The 19,570-nt window shown below is 65.3% G+C and carries 23 protein-coding genes; 10 read left to right on the forward strand and 13 right to left on the reverse strand.

Going from position 1 to position 19,570, the window contains the following annotated elements:
• The first annotated feature begins 282 nt into the window (after positions 1-282).
• The 9 genes from rho to ACOJCM_RS07590 all read left to right on the forward strand — a co-directional run bounded on the left by rho (position 283) and on the right by ACOJCM_RS07590 (position 6,929).
• Positions 283-1,542 (forward strand): transcription termination factor Rho, encoded by a 1,260-nt coding sequence (rho, locus tag ACOJCM_RS07550; protein ID WP_445211451.1) that lies wholly within the window; start codon positions 283-285, stop codon positions 1,540-1,542.
• A 73-nt stretch (positions 1,543-1,615) separates the two neighbouring features.
• Positions 1,616-3,115 carry a 4-hydroxy-3-polyprenylbenzoate decarboxylase gene (gene ubiD, locus ACOJCM_RS07555; RefSeq protein WP_445211452.1) on the forward strand — a complete coding sequence of 500 codons (1,500 nt, stop codon included), beginning with the start codon at positions 1,616-1,618 and terminating at the stop codon, positions 3,113-3,115.
• Positions 3,112-3,891: an NAD(P)H-flavin reductase gene (locus ACOJCM_RS07560; protein WP_445211453.1), complete on the forward strand. Its 780-nt coding sequence runs from the start codon at positions 3,112-3,114 to the stop codon at positions 3,889-3,891. Before ubiD ends, ACOJCM_RS07560 begins: the two co-directional genes overlap by 4 nt.
• Positions 3,888-4,601: a dihydromonapterin reductase gene (gene folM, locus ACOJCM_RS07565; RefSeq protein WP_445211454.1), complete on the forward strand. Its 714-nt coding sequence runs from the start codon at positions 3,888-3,890 to the stop codon at positions 4,599-4,601. Before ACOJCM_RS07560 ends, folM begins: the two co-directional genes overlap by 4 nt.
• A 36-nt stretch (positions 4,602-4,637) precedes the next feature.
• Positions 4,638-4,763 (forward strand): hypothetical protein, encoded by a 126-nt coding sequence (locus ACOJCM_RS07570; RefSeq protein ID WP_445211455.1) that lies wholly within the window; start codon positions 4,638-4,640, stop codon positions 4,761-4,763.
• 64 nt (positions 4,764-4,827) lie between these two features.
• Positions 4,828-4,959 carry a hypothetical protein gene (locus tag ACOJCM_RS07575; RefSeq protein ID WP_445211456.1) on the forward strand — a complete coding sequence of 44 codons (132 nt, stop codon included), beginning with the start codon at positions 4,828-4,830 and terminating at the stop codon, positions 4,957-4,959.
• Positions 4,960-5,079: 120 nt separating this feature from the next.
• On the forward strand, positions 5,080-5,244 hold the full coding sequence (locus ACOJCM_RS07580) for a hypothetical protein (protein ID WP_445211457.1): 165 nt from the start codon (positions 5,080-5,082) through the stop codon (positions 5,242-5,244).
• 5 nt (positions 5,245-5,249) lie between these two features.
• Positions 5,250-6,332 (forward strand): 3-deoxy-7-phosphoheptulonate synthase, encoded by a 1,083-nt coding sequence (locus ACOJCM_RS07585; protein WP_445211458.1) that lies wholly within the window; start codon positions 5,250-5,252, stop codon positions 6,330-6,332.
• Positions 6,333-6,416: 84 nt separating this feature from the next.
• Positions 6,417-6,929, forward strand: a complete 513-nt coding sequence (locus tag ACOJCM_RS07590) for a DUF3087 family protein (RefSeq protein WP_445211459.1) — start codon at positions 6,417-6,419, stop codon at positions 6,927-6,929.
• A gap of 18 nt (positions 6,930-6,947) precedes the next feature.
• On the opposite strand, the gene ppk1 is transcribed toward ACOJCM_RS07590, so the two are convergent.
• Both ppk1 and hemB read right to left on the reverse strand, forming a co-directional pair.
• Positions 6,948-9,179 carry a polyphosphate kinase 1 gene (gene ppk1 / locus ACOJCM_RS07595; protein WP_445211460.1) on the reverse strand — a complete coding sequence of 744 codons (2,232 nt, stop codon included), beginning with the start codon at positions 9,177-9,179 and terminating at the stop codon, positions 6,948-6,950.
• Positions 9,180-9,235: 56 nt separating this feature from the next.
• Complete coding sequence (gene hemB / locus ACOJCM_RS07600; RefSeq protein ID WP_445212062.1) at positions 9,236-10,234, reverse strand: porphobilinogen synthase; 999 nt, start codon at positions 10,232-10,234, stop codon at positions 9,236-9,238.
• A 239-nt stretch (positions 10,235-10,473) separates the two neighbouring features.
• Between hemB and elbB the strand changes: the two genes are divergently transcribed.
• Positions 10,474-11,136 (forward strand): isoprenoid biosynthesis glyoxalase ElbB, encoded by a 663-nt coding sequence (gene elbB, locus ACOJCM_RS07605; protein ID WP_445211461.1) that lies wholly within the window; start codon positions 10,474-10,476, stop codon positions 11,134-11,136.
• Between the two features lie 82 nt (positions 11,137-11,218).
• On the opposite strand, the gene tatC is transcribed toward elbB, so the two are convergent.
• The 11 genes from tatC to ACOJCM_RS07660 all read right to left on the reverse strand — a co-directional run bounded on the left by tatC (position 11,219) and on the right by ACOJCM_RS07660 (position 19,567).
• Positions 11,219-12,004 carry a twin-arginine translocase subunit TatC gene (tatC, locus tag ACOJCM_RS07610; RefSeq protein WP_445211462.1) on the reverse strand — a complete coding sequence of 262 codons (786 nt, stop codon included), beginning with the start codon at positions 12,002-12,004 and terminating at the stop codon, positions 11,219-11,221.
• On the reverse strand, positions 12,001-12,438 hold the full coding sequence (tatB, locus tag ACOJCM_RS07615) for a Sec-independent protein translocase protein TatB (RefSeq protein ID WP_445211463.1): 438 nt from the start codon (positions 12,436-12,438) through the stop codon (positions 12,001-12,003). The genes tatC and tatB overlap by 4 nt, the downstream gene beginning before the upstream one ends.
• Positions 12,439-12,444: 6 nt before the next feature.
• The gene (gene tatA / locus ACOJCM_RS07620) at positions 12,445-12,714 is read right to left on the reverse strand and encodes a Sec-independent protein translocase subunit TatA (RefSeq protein WP_445211464.1); all 270 of its coding nucleotides are present in this window, start codon (positions 12,712-12,714) and stop codon (positions 12,445-12,447) included.
• Between the two features lie 46 nt (positions 12,715-12,760).
• Positions 12,761-13,096: a phosphoribosyl-ATP diphosphatase gene (locus ACOJCM_RS07625; RefSeq protein ID WP_445211465.1), complete on the reverse strand. Its 336-nt coding sequence runs from the start codon at positions 13,094-13,096 to the stop codon at positions 12,761-12,763.
• A gap of 30 nt (positions 13,097-13,126) precedes the next feature.
• The gene (ubiB, locus tag ACOJCM_RS07630) at positions 13,127-14,749 is read right to left on the reverse strand and encodes a ubiquinone biosynthesis regulatory protein kinase UbiB (protein ID WP_445212063.1); all 1,623 of its coding nucleotides are present in this window, start codon (positions 14,747-14,749) and stop codon (positions 13,127-13,129) included.
• Positions 14,749-15,387, reverse strand: coding sequence for a ubiquinone biosynthesis accessory factor UbiJ (locus ACOJCM_RS07635; RefSeq protein ID WP_445211466.1), 639 nt, complete (start codon positions 15,385-15,387; stop codon positions 14,749-14,751). Before ACOJCM_RS07635 ends, ubiB begins: the two co-directional genes overlap by 1 nt.
• A 7-nt stretch (positions 15,388-15,394) precedes the next feature.
• A complete protein-coding gene (ubiE, locus tag ACOJCM_RS07640; RefSeq protein WP_445211467.1) occupies positions 15,395-16,162 on the reverse strand; it encodes a bifunctional demethylmenaquinone methyltransferase/2-methoxy-6-polyprenyl-1,4-benzoquinol methylase UbiE in 768 nt (255 codons plus the stop codon).
• 94 nt (positions 16,163-16,256) lie between these two features.
• A complete protein-coding gene (locus ACOJCM_RS07645; protein WP_445211468.1) occupies positions 16,257-16,640 on the reverse strand; it encodes a gamma-butyrobetaine hydroxylase-like domain-containing protein in 384 nt (127 codons plus the stop codon).
• Between the two features lie 177 nt (positions 16,641-16,817).
• A complete protein-coding gene (gene hslU / locus ACOJCM_RS07650; protein ID WP_445211469.1) occupies positions 16,818-18,140 on the reverse strand; it encodes an ATP-dependent protease ATPase subunit HslU in 1,323 nt (440 codons plus the stop codon).
• Positions 18,141-18,151: 11 nt separating this feature from the next.
• Positions 18,152-18,670 carry an ATP-dependent protease subunit HslV gene (hslV, locus tag ACOJCM_RS07655; protein WP_445211470.1) on the reverse strand — a complete coding sequence of 173 codons (519 nt, stop codon included), beginning with the start codon at positions 18,668-18,670 and terminating at the stop codon, positions 18,152-18,154.
• A gap of 171 nt (positions 18,671-18,841) precedes the next feature.
• Positions 18,842-19,567 (reverse strand): SPOR domain-containing protein, encoded by a 726-nt coding sequence (locus tag ACOJCM_RS07660; protein ID WP_445211471.1) that lies wholly within the window; start codon positions 19,565-19,567, stop codon positions 18,842-18,844.
• Between the last annotated feature and the right edge of the window lie 3 nt (positions 19,568-19,570).

Genomic DNA, 19,570 nt, shown 5'->3' on the forward strand with positions numbered 1-19,570 from the left:
CAGACAGCCCCTTCTTTTGTCGCTCGTTGTCATGTGCCGTAAGCCATGGTGGCACTTGAAACGCACCAGGCGATGAAACCAGGTGACAAAGAAGCGCTGCTCCCTCGAACACGATACCGTGCGACGATCCCTTGCGCAGAGTGATCGTCCAGCCACGAGCATCGCTCATGAGCGGCAGCTCTCCCGGGCTCTGAACGCACCCAAAGCGGCGCACCGTTCTTTCGCACCACTCCCACGGCCGCCGTGCCGCCACGCTGACATGAGCAACTTCCGAACACACCGATGAATCTTACCGAACTCAAGCAAAAACCCGTGCCAGAGCTGCTGGAGATCGCCCGTGAAATGGGCATCGACAACCTGGCCCGCTCACGCAAGCAGGACATCATCTTCGCCATCCTCAAGAAGCACGCCAAGAGCGGTGAGGACATTTATGGCGACGGTGTTCTGGAAATCCTCCAGGATGGCTTCGGCTTCCTGCGCAGCGCCGACAGCTCCTATCTGGCCGGCCCCGACGATATCTACGTCTCGCCGTCGCAGATTCGTCGCTTCAACCTGCGCAAGGGCGATTCGATCTCCGGCAAGATTCGTCCGCCGAAGGAAGGGGAGCGTTACTTCGCGCTGCTCAAGGTCAGCCAGATCAACTTCGACAAGCCGGAAAACGCCAAGCACAAGATCCTGTTCGAGAACCTCACGCCGCTGTTCCCCCAGGAGCGGTTGCGCATGGAGATCGGCAACGGCTCCACCGAGGATCTCACCGCGCGCATCATTGATCTGGTCGCCCCCATCGGCAAGGGCCAGCGCGGCCTGATCGTTTCGCCGCCCAAGGCGGGCAAAACGCTGATGTTGCAGAACATCGCCACCTCGATCACACGCAACAACCCCGAGTGTCACCTGATCGTGCTGCTGATCGACGAGCGTCCGGAAGAAGTGACCGAGATGTCACGCACCGTGCGCGGTGAAGTGGTCGCCTCGACCTTCGACGAGCCGCCGGCACGCCACGTGCAGGTCGCCGAGATGGTCATCGAGAAAGCCAAGCGCCTGGTCGAGCACAAGAAGGACGTGGTCATCCTGCTCGACTCCATCACCCGCCTGGCCCGCGCCTACAACACCGTGGTGCCGAGCTCCGGCAAGGTGCTCACCGGTGGCGTCGACGCCCACGCCCTGGAGAAGCCCAAGCGCTTCTTCGGTGCCGCACGCAACATCGAGGAAGGCGGCAGCCTGACCATCATCGCCACCGCCTTGGTCGACACCGGCTCCAAGATGGACGAAGTGATCTTCGAGGAGTTCAAGGGCACCGGCAACATGGAAGCCCACCTGGATCGCAAGCTCGCCGAGCGCCGCGTCTACCCCGCGATCAACATTCGCCGCTCCGGCACCCGTCGCGAGGACCTGATCGCCTCCGAGGACGAGATGCAGCGCATGTGGATCCTGCGCAAGCTGCTCAATCCGATGGAAGATACCGCGGCGACGGAATTCCTCATCGACCGCTTGAAGGACACGAAGACCAATCTCGAGTTCTTCGATGCCATGAAACGCCGCTAGGCTGGATCGGCGGTGCGGAAAGGGGCGGCGTGCTAAGCTGCCCCTTTCGTCATTCTGGAACCGGAAGATCCGAATGAAGTACCGAGACCTACGCGACTTCATCGCGACCCTGGAGGCCCAGGGCGAACTGGTGCGCGTCAGCGCCGAAGTCGACCCCTACCTCGAAATCACCGAGATTTGCGACCGGACCCTGCGTGCGGGCGGGCCGGCGCTGCTGTTCGAGAACGTCAAAGGCCACGCCATGCCGTTGCTGGGCAACCTGTTCGGCACGCCGAAGCGGGTCGCCATGGGCATGGGCGAGGACAGCGTCGAGGCACTGCGCGAGGTCGGCAAGCTGCTCGCCTTCCTCAAGGAACCCGATCCGCCCAAGGGCTTTCGCGACGCCTGGGACAAGCTGCCAATCTTCCGGCAGGTTATGAGCATGGGGCCCAAGACGGTGCGCTCGGCACCGGTGCAGGAAGTCATCCTCGAGGGCGACGACGTCGACCTCGACCGGCTGCCGATCCAGCACTGTTGGCCCGGCGACGCCGCGCCGCTGGTTACCTGGCCGCTGGTGGTGACCCGGGGGCCGCACAAGAAGCGCCAGAACCTGGGCATCTACCGGCAGCAAAAACTCTCGCGCAATCGCCTGATCATGCGCTGGCTGTCGCATCGCGGCGGCGCGCTGGATTTCCAGGAATTCCAGCGGACGAACCCCGGTGAACCCTTTCCGGTAGCGGTGGCGCTGGGCGCCGACCCGGCAACCATCCTCGGGGCGGTGACGCCGGTGCCGGACACGCTCTCGGAGTACGCCTTCGCCGGGCTGTTGCGGGGCTCGCGTACCGAGCTGGTCAAGTGCGGCCACGCCGATCTCGAGGTCCCGGCCTCCGCCGAGATCATTCTCGAGGGCTTCATCTACCCCGACGACACGGCGCCGGAAGGTCCCTACGGCGACCATACCGGTTATTACAACGAGGTCGACGAATTCCCGGTATTCACGGTGACGCGCCTGACCATGCGTCGCGACGCCATCTACCACTCGACCTACACCGGAAGGCCGCCCGACGAACCGGCAATCCTGGGCCTCGCACTCAACGAAGTGTTCGTGCCGATCCTGCGCAAGCAATTTCCCGAGATCGTCGATTTCTACCTGCCGCCGGAGGGCTGTTCCTACCGCATGGCGGTGGTGACCATGAAGAAGCAGTACCCGGGCCACGCCAAGCGCGTGATGATGGGCGTGTGGAGTTTCCTGCGCCAGTTCATGTACACCAAGTTCGTGGTCGTGCTCGACGACGACGTCGACGCCCGTGACTGGAAGGATGTGATCTGGGCCATTACCACCCGCATGGACCCGGCCCGCGATACCGTAATGGTCGAGAACACGCCCATCGACTATCTCGACTTCGCCTCGCCGGTGGCGGGGTTGGGCTCGAAGATGGGGCTGGATGCCACCAACAAGTGGCCAGGTGAAACCGACCGAGAATGGGGCACGCCCATCGTCATGGACGAGGCCGTCAAGGCCCGCGTCAGCGACCGCTGGGACGAACTGGGTATCCGCCTGCCCCCACACCCTGACGACACGAGGCCTGCATGACCCCGAGGACCCTGAGCTGCCAGGTAACGGCAGTGGAGGACCTGACCCCCGACGTGTTCCGTGTGCGCCTGGAAGGGCGTGCCGAGGCCATGGCACACGCGCCGGGCCAGTATCTCGAGCTCAGGCTCGATGACGAAACCTGGGTACCGTTCTCCATCGCCAGCGCCCACACCGGCGACGGCACGCTGGAGTTGCACATCCAGCATTGGCCGGAGCGAGAGAACTCCGCCCGGTTGCGCGAGCTGCTTGTGGTGGCACACCATCTGACGGTACGCCTGCCGGGCGGCGACTGCGTGCTCGACCCGGATAGCCGGCGTCCGCTGCTGCTGGTCGCGGCGGGTACCGGTTTCGCCCAGATGAAGGCGATCGTCGAGGCCTCGCTGCACGAATCGCCGGAGCGTCCCATCGACCTGTGGTGGGCGGCCCGCGAGCGGCGCGACCTCTACCTCGAGAGCCTGCCTCGGCAATGGGCCGAGCTGCACGCCAACGTACGCTTCCACGTGGTCACCGAAGTGACGCCGGAAACACCGGTCAACGGCGAGCGCATCCAGGGCCACCTGGGACGCATCGATCGGGCACTTGCCAGCGGGCTCGAGGAGGTCGGCGGTCACGATGTCTACCTCTCCGGCTCGCCGGGCATGGTCTATGCCTGCGTCGACGTGCTGGCTTCGCTGGGCCTCGAGCCGACGCGGGTCTTTTCCGATGTCTTCGCCTATGCGCCCCGCCAGCCCCTGGTGCCTACCGCCGGGGTCCTGCGTCGCGGAGGTACACGGTGAGCGCCTCGCCGGTCCTGATCACCGGCGGCGCGCAGCGCCTCGGCCGCCACTGCGCCGAACGGTTGCGCGACGACGGCCACCCGGTGATCGTCAGCTATCGTCGCGAGCGTCCCGAACTCGACGCCATGCGGGAGCGCGGTATCGTGACACTGCCGGCCGACTTTGCCAGCGAGGCTGGCATCCTCGACTTCATCGCTCGGCTCAAGGCGACGACGCCAGCGTTGCGGGCCATCGTTCACAATGCCGGCGACTGGGCGCCGGACAGCCCGGGCGACGAAGCCGGCGCCAGTTTCGAGCGGCTGTTTCGCGTGCACATGCTCGCCCCCTATCTGATCAACCTTCACTGCCGCGAGCTGCTCGACGCCTGCGGCGAGCCCCAGCGCGACATCGTTCACATGACCGACTACGTGGTGCAGAAGGGCTCGAAGAAGCACGCGGCCTATGCCGCCACCAAGGCGGGGCTGGCGAACCTGACGCTCTCGTTTGCCGCGATGTACGCCCCCGACATCCAGGTCAATACCATCGCGCCGGCACTGGTCATGCTGGGTGAAGGCGACGACGAGGCCTATGCCGCCAAAGCCAAGGCCAAGTCGGTGATGGAAATGGTGCCGGGGCCGGGCGTGATCTACCAGAGCCTGCGCTACCTGCTCGACAACCGCTACGTGACAGGCATCACATTGCCGGTCGATGGCGGTCGCCACCTTCGCTAGAATGGTTACTCCCCGACGATAGAAGAGGTGTTCGACATGGCGCAAGACCATGACTTCAAGGACGACAGCGGCCTGCTGTCGGTGGTGCTGGGCCTGGTGGTGCTGGTGAGCATGGCCGCCCTCCCGGCGACCATCGGCTGGGTTCAGGTCTTCATGGGCTGATGGGCGGCGCTTGCCAAGCCTGTCGCAATCCGGCACGATGAAGCCAGAACCTCGGGAGACGACCATGACACCGAAGCGACACTCACCAGCCTGCCTCTGCAACCGCGCCCCGCGTGCGGCGATGGCTCGTGGCGTCGAGTTCGATGGTCAGTACTGGTATTGGTTTAGCACCGGTGTGCCCGTGGCCGGCTCCTGAGCCAGGACAGCCACCCAGGCACACCCTAACCGGGTTGCCTCCCCACGAACCCCCGGTCGGCAACCCCGACCGGGGGTTTTGCGTTAGCCCCCGATAGACTTCAACCAGAGGAGACGCACCATGACCGCACGCAGCGCCATTTTCGCCGCCCACACCCGCCACGACTATTACGGCTGGGACTATGGCTGGCGATTTAGCGCCGCGCGGTCGGTCCAGTGCGCCACCTCCGACCGTGAGATGACCGGTGGCAAGACGACACGATGTTTGCCGATCCCACGGAGTTGAAGATCATGAATGCCCCCGTCTCTCTTGCTGAACGTCTTGACGATGCCCAGGCCGAATCTCTCACCACACGATCCCGCCGAGTCGAGATGACCCTGCCGACGCCCGGCGAGCTGCGCCGGCGGTTGCCCGTCGCGCCGCACGTGGCCGAACGCCTCGACGCCCAGCGGCGTGCCATTCGCGATATTATCAGCGGTCGCGACGACCGCATGCTGATGGTCGTCGGTCCCTGTTCGATCCATGACCCCCTGGCCGCGCTGGAGTATGCTCGGCGCCTGGCCGAGCTGGCGCCGCAGGTTTCCGAGCGCCTGTTGCCGGTCATGCGGGTCTACGTGGAAAAGCCACGCACCACGGTGGGCTGGAAGGGGCTTGCCTACGACCCCGACCTGGACGGCAGCGGGGACATGGCGCGCGGCCTGCATCTCTCCCGCCACCTGATGCAAGAGATCGCCGCCCTGGGCCTGCCGGTGGCCACCGAGGTGCTGCAGCCCATGCTGGCCGCTTACTTCGACGACCTGCTGGCTTGGGTCGCCATCGGCGCCCGTACCACCGAGTCGCAGCTGCATCGCGAGCTGGCCAGCGGCCTCGAGGCGGCGGTGGGCTTCAAGAACGCGACCAGCGGTGACGTGGGCGTCGCGGTGGATGCGATCCGTGCGGCGGCGCACTCGCACCAACACTTTGGCCACGACGAGGATGGCCGCCCCGTGCTGTGCGAAACCTCGGGCAACCCGCATGCCCACGTGGTGCTGCGTGGCGGCCGCCAGGGCCCTAACTATGACAGCGGCTCGGTCGGCGAGGCGCGCCGGGCACTGGAACGGGCCGGCCTGTCGCCCCGCCTGATGGTCGACTGCAGCCATGCCAATGCGTGCAAGGATCATCGTCGACAGGCCGAGGTACTGCGTTGCGTGGTGACGCAGCGTGCGAGTGGTGATACGGCCCTGATGGGCCTTATGCTCGAAAGTCACCTGGAGGAGGGGCGGCAGGCACTCGAGCCCGGCGGGCTGCGCTATGGTGTGTCGGTGACCGACCCTTGCCTGGGTTGGCAGGAGACCGAGTCGCTGCTGTTGGAGGCCGCCGAGCGGCTGCGCTAGGCACTGCCGAAAACGGCTGCACTCCTGTACTCGCCGTGGCGATGCCGGGATAATCCCGGCATCCCGCAGCGACAGGAGCCCCGCATGCCGTTCACCTTCGAATACCACGATCCCGATACCTACCGACGCAAGGCAAGAATCATCAGTGTCGTCATGGCCGGGCAGCTGATCGTCTTCGGCATGCTGTTCGCCCAGCTTCTGACCGCCACCTTCGGCTCCAGCCTGTGGCTCAATGCCCTGGGGGTATTCCTCGGGTTGCTCGCCACCAGCCTGACCTTCGCCATTCTGCGTGAACGTCCATGGATGCGGGAGATGCGCTATGTGTGGCAGCTCAAACACCATCTTTCACGGGTCAGCGGCTACCTGGGTACCTTGCGTCGCGAAATGGATCAGGGCAACGACGTGGCACTGCATTTGATGACCTTCTTCCACCAGGGCATGGCCCAACTGGCCGAACTCAACGGGCGTACCCTGGATGACGACGGCGAGCTTCTCGCCGAGCGCCGCAAGGTGCGCCTGCTACGCGAGGAGAGGGGATTGCCCGAGCGGGTCGACGGTTTCGATCCTCACGATCTCGCCGCCTTCCGCAAGCGCTGAGCGCTGACGGGCTTTGCTTCAAGCCTTGGCGGCGTAGGCGTAGAGCAGCGTCTCCTGGGCGCTGATGGCGGCGCACTCCCCGGGACGCTGTTGCAGATAGCGACCATCCGGCTGCAGCAGCCAGCTCTGGCAGTTGTCCACCAGGTAGGTTTCCAGGTCCTTGCGGACTCTTTCGGCGAGCCTCTTGTCCAGCAGCGGGAAGGCGGTCTCGACCCGATGGAACATGTTGCGCGCCATGAAGTCGGCGCTCGAACACCAGGTCTCGGCCTGGCCGTCGTTATGGAAGTGAAAGACCCGGGTATGCTCGAGGAACCGCCCGATGATGGAGCGCACGCGAATATTGTCCGAGACGCCGGGGATACCGGGTCGCAAACAGCACATCCCGCGAATGATGAGTTCGCACTCGACGCCGGCCTGGGAAGCCCGATACAGGGCCTGGATCAGCTTTGGCTCGGTCAGCGAGTTGCACTTGATGATCAGTTGGGCGCGACGGCCGCTGCGGGCATGTTCGGCTTCGCGTTCGATCATCGATACCAGCCGCTCGTGCAGGGTGAAGGGGGCGTGCAGCAGCGTGGCGATGTGTTGCGCACGGCCCATGCCCGAGAGCTGCTGGAAGACCTTGTGCACGTCGGCGCACAGCGTCGGGTTGGCGGTGAGCAGGCTGTAGTCGGTATAGAGCCGGGCGGTGCGGGCATGGTAATTGCCGGTGCCCAGGTGGGCGTAGTAGCGCAGCTTGCCCCGCTCGCGGCGCACGATATGCATCATCTTGGCGTGGGTCTTGTAAGCCATGACGCCGTAGATGACGATGGCGCCGGCCTCTTGCAGTCGCGAGGCCAGCGCCAGGTTGTCGGCTTCGTCGAAGCGGGCGCGCAGCTCGATCACGACCGTGACCTCCTTGCCGTTGCTCGCCGCCTCGACCAGCGCATTGACGATGGCCGAGTCGGCGCCGGTGCGGTAGAGCGTCTGCTTGATGGCCAGCACGCTGGGGTCACGGGCCGCTTCGCGCAGCAGATCCTCTACCGGCGCAAAGGCCTGGAACGGATGGTGGAGCAGAATGTCGCCGGCCGCGATGGCGTCGAACAGGCTTGCCTTCTTGCGCAGTGCCTTGGGTACGCCCGGCACGAAGGCGCGGTAGCGCAGGTCGGGACGATCCAGCTCGCCCAGCGCCGAGATCATGCGCGTCAGGTTGACCGGGCCGTTGACCCGGTAGAGATCGGTCTCGCCGAGATCGAACTGCTTGAGCAGAAAGGCCGCAAGCTCGGCGGGGCAGTTGTCGGCCACCTCCAGTCGCACGCCGCTGCCGTAGCGCCTGGCCAACAGTTCTCCGCGCAGCGCCGAGGCCAGGTCGGAAACTTCGTCGGGGTCTACCGCGAGATCCGCATTGCGGGTCAGGCGGAACTGGTAGCAGCCCCGCACCGCCATGCCGGGGAAGACTTCGTCGGCATGGGCGTGGATCATCGACGACAGGAAGACGGACTCCTGAAAGCCCGGTTCGCAAAGCTCGGTGGGCAGCGCGATGACCCGGGGCAGGGAGCGCGGCGCCGGCAGAATCGCCAACCCCCCCTTGCGCCCGAAGGCATCCTTGCCCTCCAGCTCGACGATGAAATTGAGACTCTTGTTGACCAGCCGCGGAAACGGGTGTGAGGGGTCCAGCCCGATGGGGCTGATGACCGGGGCAATTTCGTTCTCGAAGAATTCGCGAATCCAGGCGCTTTGCGCTTCGGTCCACTCGTCGCGCCGACGAAAGCGCAGCCCATGGGACTCGAGCGCGGGAATCAATATCTCGTTGAGGATCTGGTACTGGCGCGCGACCTGCTCGTGCACGACCTGGGATATCTCGGCGAGCAAGGTGCGCGGCAGGTAGCCATCGGCCCCGGTGGTCTCGTCGCCCAAGGCGAGCTGATGCTTCAGGCCGGCAACCCGTATCTCGAAGAACTCATCCAGGTTGGATGAGTAGATCAGCAGGAACATCAGCCGGTTGAGGAGCGGATGCGCCTCGTCCAGTGCCTGCTCGAGAACGCGCACATTGAATTCGAGGTGCGAAAGCTCGCGATTGAAGTACAGGCCGGGGTCGCCCAGATCGGCCACGGGATCGGGCAGGGACTTGGGCTTGATACCGGCGCCGGTCTGATTGATGCGCGGCGGGACCGGCTCGGTGGCGCTCTCCTCGAGCCCCCCGCCGGTTCGTTCCTCGGGAGTCTCGGTGCTGGTGGCTTGCGATTGTGCGGCAGGGCCGGGCACGTCTACCATGGGTTCTCTCTCGTCACGAACCGGCAGAGCGCCCGGCATGCGTCCGGGCGCCGCCGTCAGGATGCGAGCAGTGTCGCCGCTCGCTTGGCGAAATAGGTCAGGATTCCATCGGCCCCGGCGCGCTTGAAACACATCAGCGATTCCAGCATCACCGCGTCGCGGTCGAGCCAGGCGTTGTCGAAGGCGGCCATGTGCATGGCGTACTCACCACTCACTTGATAGGCGTAGGTGGGCACACGAAGTTCGTCCTTGATGCGCCGCACCACGTCCAGGTAGGGCATCCCGGGCTTGACCATCACCATGTCGGCGCCTTCGGCCAGGTCCAGCGCCACTTCGTGGAGCGCTTCGTCGCTGTTGGCCGGATCCATCTGGTAGGTGCGCTTGTCGGCACGGCCCAGGTTGGCCGCCGACCCCACCGCGTCGCGGAAGGGGCCGTAGTAGTGCGAGGCGTACTTGGCGCTGTAGGCCATGATGCGCACGTTGTGAAGTTGCTCCTGCTCGAGCACCTGCCGTATCTCGCCGATGCGACCGTCCATCATGTCCGAAGGAGCGACGATGTCGGCGCCGGCCTCGGCGTGGGACAGCGCCTGCTTGAGCAGCGTTTCCACCGTGCGGTCGTTGAGCACATAGCCGGCTTCGTCGATGATGCCGTCCTGGCCATGGATGGTGTAAGGATCGAGTGCCACGTCGGTCATGACACCCAGCTCGGGCACGGCGTCCTTCAGTGCGCGTACGCTGCGCTGCACCAGGCCACTGGCGTTATAGGACTCCTCGGCCAATTCGCTCTTCAGCGCCTGGTCCACCACCGGGAACAGCGCCAGGGCCGGTATCCCCAGCTTGTGCGCCTCGCGCGCCTCCTCGATCAGCAGGTCCAGCGACAAGCGTTCCACGCCCGGCATCGAAGGCACGGCTTCGCGGCGCTTTTCGCCGTCGAGAACGAACACCGGCCAGATCAGGTCGGCGGCGGTCAGGGTCGATTCCCGCATCAGACGCCGCGAGAAGTCGTCGCGGCGCATACGGCGCATGCGTGTAGCGGGGAACTGGCGCGTGGTCATGAAACTCAAAATGCTCTACTCCTGCTGTGGGCCACGTTCGCCATGCAGTCAGCTGGTGGCAGTGTGCCCGGATAGGATGACGGTTCGATGACAATCGATGCGTATTGATCGAGTATATCAGCGCCGTCTCGCGCGGGAAGACGCGCCTTGTCGCACCCGTTACGACTCTCTAAAGTGTGGGCTTCAGGATTCGAGGCAGGGCCCTTCCTTCGAGGTGCCTGTACAACAAGGAGAAAGGCATGAGCAAACAAGTGGCGGTCATCCTGTCGGGCTGCGGCGTTCAGGATGGCTCGGAAATCTACGAGACCACCCTGACCCTGCTGCGGCTGGATCAGCTGGGTATCGGTCATCGCTGCTTCGCGCCGGACATCATGCAGCATCATGTCGTCGATCATCGCAGCGGTGAGGTGGTCGAGGGGGAGACGCGCAACGTGCTGGCGGAGTCCGCTCGCCTGGCACGGGGTAACATCTCACCATTGGACGAGCTGGAGGCCAACGAGTTCGACGCGGTGATCCTGCCTGGCGGATTCGGTGCGGCCAAGAACCTTTCCAACTTCGCCGAGGCCGGCAGCGACATGGAGCCGCTGTCGGAGCTGGTCGAAGCATTGGCCCCTTTCCACGAGGCGCGCAAGCCCATCGGCCTGATGTGCATCGCACCGGCCCTGGTGCCCAAGCTGCTGGGGCCGGGCATCGCCGTGACCGTCGGTCACGACCCCGGTGTCTCCGGCGCGATCAGCTCCATGGGGGGGCTGCATCGCAGCTGTGGCGTTGAGGATATCGTGGTGGACTTCGAAAATCGCGTGGTGACCACGCCGGCCTACATGCTCGCGACCCGCATCGGCGAGGCGGCCACCGGCATTTTCAAGCTGGTCGAGCGTATCGACGAGCTGATGGATCTCTGAGCGACACCAGCCGACAAGCGAGACGCCCCCGCTCCTGATGTGCGGGGGCGTCTCGCTTTCTGGCCAAGCATCGGGAGGCGTGTCAGGTTTCGTCCTGCTCTTGGACCGGCGCTGTCTCCTCCGCTTTGCGCTTCTTGCGACGCACCAGGCGGCCAAACAGAATGCCGACTTCGTAGAGTAGATACATCGGAATCGCCAGCAGGCTCTGGGAAATGACGTCGGGCGGCGTCAGCAGCATGCCGATCACGAAACAGCCGAGAATGATGTAGGGTCGCTTCTTCGTCAGGCTCTCCACCGTGGTGGCGCCGGAGAGGATCAGCAGGAAGGTGGCAATCGGGATTTCGAAAGCCACGCCGAAGGCGAAGAACAGCTTGAGGACGAAATTCAGGTACTGGTTGATATCGGTCATCACCGCCACGTTCTCCGGCCCTGACTGGGTGAAGAACTGGAACAGCAGCGGGAATACCACATAGTAGGCAAAGGCGGCGCCGGCGTAGAACAGCCCCACGCTCGAGGCCAGCAGGGGCAGGGCCAGCGCCTTCTCGTTGTCGTAGAGTCCGGGGGCGACGAAGGCCCAGGCCTGATGCAGCACGTAGGGGATGGCAACGAACACCGCCACCACCAGGGTCAGCTTGAACGGGGCCAGGAACGGCGAGGCCACCTCGGTGGCGATCATCTGCGAGCCTTCCGGCAACATCCCCATCAACGGCTGAGCCACGAAGGTGTAGATTTCGTTGGCGAACGGGTAGAGCCCCAGGAAGATCACGAAGATCGCCACTACGGCGCGCAGCAGGCGCGAACGCAGCTCGATCAGGTGCTCGATAAGCGGGGCCTGGCCAAGTTCCTGCTTGTCGTCGGAGTCGCTCATCGGGAAGCGGCATCCTTGTCATCGTCGGGGGGAGGGGCCTCGTTGCCTGAGCTCCTGGCCTCGGCCAGGGCTTCGTCGAGCCGTGCAGAGGCCGGCGGCGCCTCGTTGTCGGGCCCGCGCGCCGAAGCATCGGGTCGCTCGTGGTCGCCCTTGCGTGGTGTCGACGACGAGTCGGGCTGGGCGATGCTCTCCACGTCGCGCTTGGCCTTGTTCAGGCTCTCGTCGAGCTTGGTCTGCTGCTCCTTGAGCTTCTGGCGCAGCTCCTCCGCCTCGAGCTGCGAGTTGATCTCCCGCTGCATGCTCGACACGGTGCGCTTGATCTTGCCCACCCAGAGCCCCACGGTACGCGCCGCCTTGGGCAGGCGCTCCGGGCCGAGCACCAGCAGGCCGACGATCCCGAGAAGCAGCAGTTCCAGGAAGCCGATATCGAACATAAAGGCTTACTTGCGCTCGTCTCGTTCCTCGACGCTATCCGCCGCTTTTTTCTCCTCGGCGCGGACGTCATAGGTGTTGGGCTGCTCGTCGTGGGTCACCTTGGCCTGCGGCTTGCCGTCCTTGTCTTCCATCTCGTCCTCGTTGACGGCCTGCTTGAAGCCTTTGACCGCCCCTCCCAGGTCGGAGCCGACGTTGCGCAGCTTCTTGGTACCGAAGATCAGGATGATGATGCCGAGTACGATCAGCAGTTGCCAGATACTGATGCCACCTAACATGAAGGTTACCTCTGAGTCGGGTTTCCGGCGGATCCGGAAGACAATTTCACTTTGACCTTGCGGCCTTCTCTTCGTGCCCGGATATTCCGAATCGGCGGGCCAGCTCGTCCAGCACATCGCGATGATCGAGTCCGAGATGCGACAGCATCACCAGGCTATGAAACCACAGGTCGGCGGTTTCGGCGATCAACGCTTGGCGTTCGTCGCCGCCGCCGGCCTCGGCGTCCTTGGCGGCCAACAGGGTTTCCGTGGCTTCCTCTCCGACCTTTTCGAGTATCTTGTTAAGCCCCTTTGCATGCAAGGCGGCAACGTAGGATTCGGTGGGGTCGGCGCTGCGGCGCTGGTCCAGTACGTCGAAGAGTTCATCGAGAATATCACGCATGCGGGCGGCTCCGGTTGCGGTGGATCAAGTTCATTGCCAGGCCAGCAGCGCGAGGCCGATGAACCCGGCGACGAGCACCGGCCAGGGCTGGTTCGCGGCCCACTCGGTCAACGGTTGCCAGGCCAGTGCCAATCCCGCCAGCAGCAGCCCCAGGCGCAGGCGGCGCCCCCCTTGCCGGCTCTCGCGCAGCTGGTGCTGGATGCCGCTCAGGGCCAGGGACTGACGTCGACGCTGGCGATGCTCGTGCTCGATGCGGCTGAGCGCCTGGTGGGCCACGGAAGGGAGCTCGGGGAGCTGACGCGACAGTTCCGGTGCCTGGCGCTTGAGCGATTCCCACAGGCCTACGACGCCGGCGCGCTCCTGCATCCAGCGCTCCAGGTAGGGTTTGGCGGTGCTCCACAGGTCGAGGTCGGGATACAGCTGGCGCCCCAGGCCCTCGATGTTGAGCAAGGTTTTCTGCAGCAGCACCAGTTGGGGCTGGACCTCCATGTTGAAGCGCCGCGCAGTCTGGAACAGCCCCAGTAGCACCTGGCCGAACGAGATGTCCTTGAGCGGTTTTTCAAGTATCGGCTCGCACACCGTGCGGATGGCGGCGGCGAACTCGTTGGCCCGGGTCTCCTCGCCCACCCAGCCCGACTCGATGTGCAGCGCGGCGACTTCGTAGTAGTCCTGATGGAAGAAAGCCAGGAGGTTGCGTGCCAGGTAATCCTGATCCTCACGGGTCAGGCTGCCGACGATGCCGCAGTCGATGGCAATGTACTGCGGGTCGTGGGGGTGCTCGCGGGCGACGAAGATATTGCCCGGGTGCATGTCGGCGTGGAAGAAATTGTCGCGGAACACCTGGGTGAAAAAGATCTCCACGCCGCGCTCGGCGAGCCGCTTGAGATCGGTGCCCTGGGCCCGGAGCGCAGCGATGTCGGCCACCGGAATACCGTGGACACGCTCCTGCACCATCACCCGCTTGCGGGTATGCGTCCAGTGTATGGCCGGGACGTAGAGCAGCGGCGAATGCTGGAAGTTGCGCTTCAGCTGCGAAGTATTGGCTGCCTCCTTGCGCAGGTCGAGCTCATCGAACAGGGTCGCCTCGTAGTCGCGTACCACTTCCACCGGACGCAGGCGACGCGCTTCGGGAATCCAGGTCAGCAGGCCGGCCACCCGGTACATCAGGGCCATGTCCTGGCGCATGACGCGGTCGATGGCGGGGCGGATGATCTTGACCACCACATCCTCGCCGCTGTTGAGGCGCGCGGCATGTACCTGAGCGATGGAGGCCGAGGCCAGCGGCTCGGGCTCGAAATGGGCAAAGGCCGCCTCGATCGGCATGCGCAGCTCGGACTCCACCAGTGCCCGGGCCTCGTCGCCGGGGAAGGGCGGCACCTGATCCTGCAGCCGCCGGAGCTCATCGGCGATCTCCTCCGGCAGCAGGTCGCGGCGAGTGGAGAGCAACTGACCGAACTTGACGAACACGGGGCCGAGCGATTCCAGTGCCAGGCGCAGGCGCTCGCCGCCCGTGCGACGGCCCACCGGCACCAGGCGAAGCGGCGAGAGCAGTAAGGCCAGCCGTAACCACCAGGGCAGGCGCTGTAGCGGTAGCAGGGTATCGAGACGATATCGGGTGATGACCCAGATGATGCGCAGCAGGCGAAGCCCCATCATGGCGTAGCCTCGCCCTGCAGCCGTCGGCGCAGCTTGGCCAGGCGGGCCTCGAGGCGATCGGTGGCCACCTCGATTTCGGTGAGATGATCGCGCAGGTTGTCCAACTGCCGACGACCTGGCAGCAGGCGCGCTTCCTCGAAAACGTACTCGGCAATATCGGCGCGCAGCTCATCCCCAGCGCGCAAGCCCCAGCGCGCCATGCCCCTCAGTCCCTCGGCCAGGCTGTGCGCGGGGACGTCACCGAGCCAGCCGGCGAGCTCCGCTTCCCAGTCGAGATCGAGATCGAAGAACAGCTCACGCACTTCCTCGAGCAGGTGGACGCGTCCGCGTACCGCCAGTTTCCCGCCGAACATTAGCCGCTCCATCGATTCGCCGCCGAGCAGTTCGCCCAACGTTTCGGCATCGAGTTCGACCACGGTGTCGGCGATGCTTTCGTCGGGCTCCTCGTGACGCATCAGGTCGACGCCGTGGGGGTGGAAACTCAGCAGCAAGGTCAGGGCCGGGCGCTCCAGCCGCAGCAGCAGCCGATGGCCGGCCAGGCGGCCTAGTCGCGAGGGTGCCGCCAGGTCGCGCGCGAGCAGGGCGTTGAGGGTACGCTCGAGGCCGGCCAGCAGCAGGGTCGAAGTCAACGTCATTGCGACCTCAAAGCTTGATGCCGCGGTGCAGGGCGACGATGCCCCCGGTCAGGTTCGTATACTCGACCCGCTCCAGGCCCGCCGCCTCCATCATGACCTTTAGCGTCTCCTGGTCGGGGTGCACGCGAATCGATTCGGCCAGGTAGCGGTAGCTGTCGGCATCGCCCGCCACCATCTGGCCCATGACGGGGAGCAGGCGGAACGAGTACTCGTCGTAGGCGCGGGTGAGCATGGGATTGCGCGGCTTGGAGAATTCCAGTACCAGCAGGCGGCCGCCGGGCTTGAGCACGCGTGCCATGGAGCGCAGTGCGGCGTCCTTGTCGGTGACGTTGCGCAAGCCGAAGGCGATGGTGATGCAATCGAAGCTGTTGTCGGGGAACGGCAGGCACTCGGCGTTGGCCTGCACGTACTCGACGTTGCCGCCAACACCATTGTCGAGCAGCTTGTCGCGCCCGACCCGCAGCATCGATTCGTTGATGTCGGCGAGCACCACCCGACCGCGGGGCCCGACCATACGCGAGAACTTGAGCGTCAGGTCGCCGGTACCGCCGGCGATGTCGAGTACGCTGTGCCCGGGGCGGACACCCGAGCGTTCGATGGTGAGGCGTTTCCACAGCCGATGAATGCCCATCGACATGAGATCGTTCATGACGTCGTAGCGCGCCGCCACCGAGTGGAAGACGTCGGCCACGCGCGAGGCCTTTTCCTCTACCGGCACTTCCTGATAGCCGAAGTGGGTGGTGCGCTGGTCCCCGGGGGTGGAGTGAGGGCTCATGCGAAAAGGCTCCCGAATCGCTGCGGAAAGGTGAGGGCTGGGCCTCGACTGCGCCACATTGTAGCCCTCCCCCGGCATCCTTGTCTTTGACCCGCTACAGTTGCTTGATTTCGATACCCAAGGGCTCCCGGCTGGCGCCGGCCTTTTCCAGGCGTTCGAGGTAGTCCGCCCAATAGGCTTCCTGATTGATGGCCAGCTCATGCAGGTATTCCCAGCTGTACAGGCCGCTGTCGTGACCGTCGTCGAAGGCCAGCTTGACCGCATAGCGGCCCACCGGCTCGATGTCCTTGAGGCCGACATCCTTCTTGCCGACCTGCAGCACGGCCTGGCTGGGATGGTGGCCGCGCACCTCGGCGGAGGGCGAGTAGACCCGCAGGTACTCCACCGGCAGGCGGTAGCTCTCGCCGTCGGCGTAGCTGAGCTCCAGCTCGCGGGCGTTCTTGTGGTAATGAATCTTGCTCGGGGTGGGGGCGGTCATGGGCAGCTCCGCTTGCGTTGATGAAGCGCGGCTTTCCCGGAGGCAGGCGCCCGCAGTGGCGTACCCTCGGGAGGCGCTGTAACCCCTCCTTGGGCACTACACTCGCCATTCCTGACGAATGACCTCCGCTCCGTCCGCCCCGGCGCCGCGCTCAGGCGGCTATCGCTTCATTTCACCTTAAAGAATATACCGCGACAGATCCTCGTCCATCGCCAGCTCGCCGAGCTGGGAGTCGACGTAGGCGGCATCGATGCTCAAGGGGCTGCCGAAATCGGCGCCCTTGAACGAGGCGTCTTCCAGCAGCCGCTCCATCACCGTGTGCAGCCGTCTTGCGCCGATGTTCTCGGTGCCCTCGTTGACCTTCCAGGCGATCTCGGCGATGCGCTCGATGCCGTCCTCGGTGAAGGCGATCTCGAGGCCTTCGGTGGCCAGCAGCGCCTTGTACTGTTTGGTCAGGGCGGCGGAGGGCTCGGTGAGGATGCGCTTGAAGTCTTCCGGCGTCAGCGCCTCGAGTTCGACGCGGATCGGCAGGCGCCCCTGGAGCTCAGGGATCAGGTCGGAGGGACGCGAAAGGTGGAAGGCGCCGGAGGCGATGAACAGGATGTGATCGGTCTTGACCATGCCGTACTTGGTCGAGACCGTGGAGCCCTCGATCAGGGGCAGCAGGTCGCGCTGCACGCCTTCGCGGGACACCTCTCCGCCGCTGGACTGGCCACTGCCCTTGGCCACCTTGTCGATCTCGTCGAGAAAGACGATGCCGTTCTGCTCAACGGCGTCGATGGCACGGTGCTTGATCTCCTCCTCGTTGACCAGCTTGGCGGCTTCCTCGTCGCGCAGCAGGGCGAAGGCGTCCCTGACCTTGACCCGGCGGGTTTCTGTCTTCTGCCGACCCATATTGGAGAACAGGCTCTGCAGCTGGCTGGTCATCTCCTCCATGCCCGGCGGGGTCATGATGTCGATACCCGGGCCCTGGGGCGTGACCTCGATGTCGATCTCCTTGTCGTCGAGGTCTCCCTCGCGCAGCTTCTTGCGGAAGATCTGGCGCGTCGAGCTGTCGCTGCGGGAAGTGTCTTCCTGGCCGCGGGGCGGCGGCAGCAGGGCGTCGAGGATACGGTCCTCGGCGGCATCCTCGGCGCGGTGGCGCACCTCGTCCTTGGCCTGCTCGCGTACCAGCTTGATGGCGGCCTCGGTGAGGTCGCGAATGATCGACTCCACGTCGCGGCCGACGTAGCCCACTTCGGTGAACTTGGTCGCTTCGACCTTGATGAAGGGGGCGCGGGCGAGCTTGGCCAGGCGCCGGGCGATCTCGGTCTTGCCCACCCCGGTGGGGCCGATCATCAAGATGTTCTTGGGCGTTACCTCGGGTCGCAGGTCGTCGTCGAGCTGCATGCGCCGCCAACGGTTGCGCAGGGCGATGGCCACGGCGCGCTTGGCGTCCTGCTGGCCGACGATGAATTGGTCCAGGGCGTGGACGATCTCGCGGGGTGTCATCTGGGACATGGTGGCGGCCTTCAGAGCGTTTCGAGGGTGACGTGGTGGTTGGTGAACACGCAGATGTCGCCGGCGATTTCGAGCGACTTCTCGGTGATCTCCTTGGCCGGCAGGTCGGTATTCTCGAGCAGGGCGCGAGCCGCGGCCAGGGCGAAGTTGCCGCCCGAGCCGATGGCGATGATGCCGCGTTCGGGTTCCACCACGTCGCCATTGCCGGTGATGATCAGCGAGGCATTCCTGTCGGCCACGGCAAGCAGCGCCTCGAGCCGGCGCAGGGCGCGGTCGGTGCGCCAGTCCTTGGCCAGTTCCACGGCGGCCTTGACCAGGTTGCCCTGGTATTTTTCCAGCTGCGCCTCGAAGCGCTCGAACAGGGTGAAGGCATCGGCGGTGCCCCCGGCGAAGCCCGCCAGTACCTGGCCACGGTAGAGGCGGCGGACCTTGCTGGCGTTGCCCTTCATTACAGTATTGCCCAGCGATACCTGGCCGTCGCCGGCCAGGGCGACCTGGTCACCGCGGCGTACGGAAACGATCGTGGTCATGGAGAGAACTCCGTAACAGGGAGCCGGGGCTCCCGGTGACTTTCGGCCCCCCGGGCGGCGCCGGAGGGCCGGACAAGAACGTTCAAGGTAGGTGTGGGCGGCGTCGGCCGAATTCAAGCGCCCGGTCGCAGCGAGCGATACGGCGGTCTCCGTCAGGCGCGGTCGTGCCGCTCAGTTGGTGGCCCGGTGTCGCAGCGGCGTGATTCCCTGGGTCGTCATCAGGTCCTCGGCGCGGCTGAGTTCGCGGGTATCGTCGTAGGGCCCCACCATGACCCGGTGCCAGGTCTGGCCGTCGGCCGATTGTACCTGGCTGACCTGGGCCACCAGGCTCAGGTTGCGCAGGCGCTGGCGCAGCTGCTCGGCATCTTCCGGCTGGCGAAACGATGCCGCCTGCAGCATGTAGCGCGTGCCATCCGGTGCCGCCGCTTCGCTTTCCGGCGTGGCGTTCACCTCTTCGCGCAGGTTCGCGGCGATCACCTGGGCGATGGGATCGTCAGCCGGGGCGGGTTCGGCAGCGGCGTCGCTGTCGATGGGAGGAGGCACGTTGACCGTCGGTTCCGGCGGTGAAGCGGTCGAGGCCACTTCGCGCGGCGCCACGACCTCCTCGGGCAGCAGCGTATAGAACTCGAAGGTGGGCATGCGCGGCTCTGGCGGTTCCACGCTCGGCGTGGATTCTATCGTTTCCGTTGGCGTACGCGGAAGCAGGTTGGCCAAAGGCGAGTCGCTACCCTCCTGCCAGGGGGCGGTGCCATGCTGATGCTGGGCCAGCAGGAAACCGGCCACGACGCCGCCCAGCGCCCACACCCAGCCGGGCAGGCGGAAGCCTTGGCGCCGGGCGGGGGCGCGCCTGCGGCTGGTGGTGGCTCCGCGCTTGTTGGGGGTACGACGGGCGGCCATGGC

Source organism: Billgrantia hypersalina (assembly GCF_052584175.1).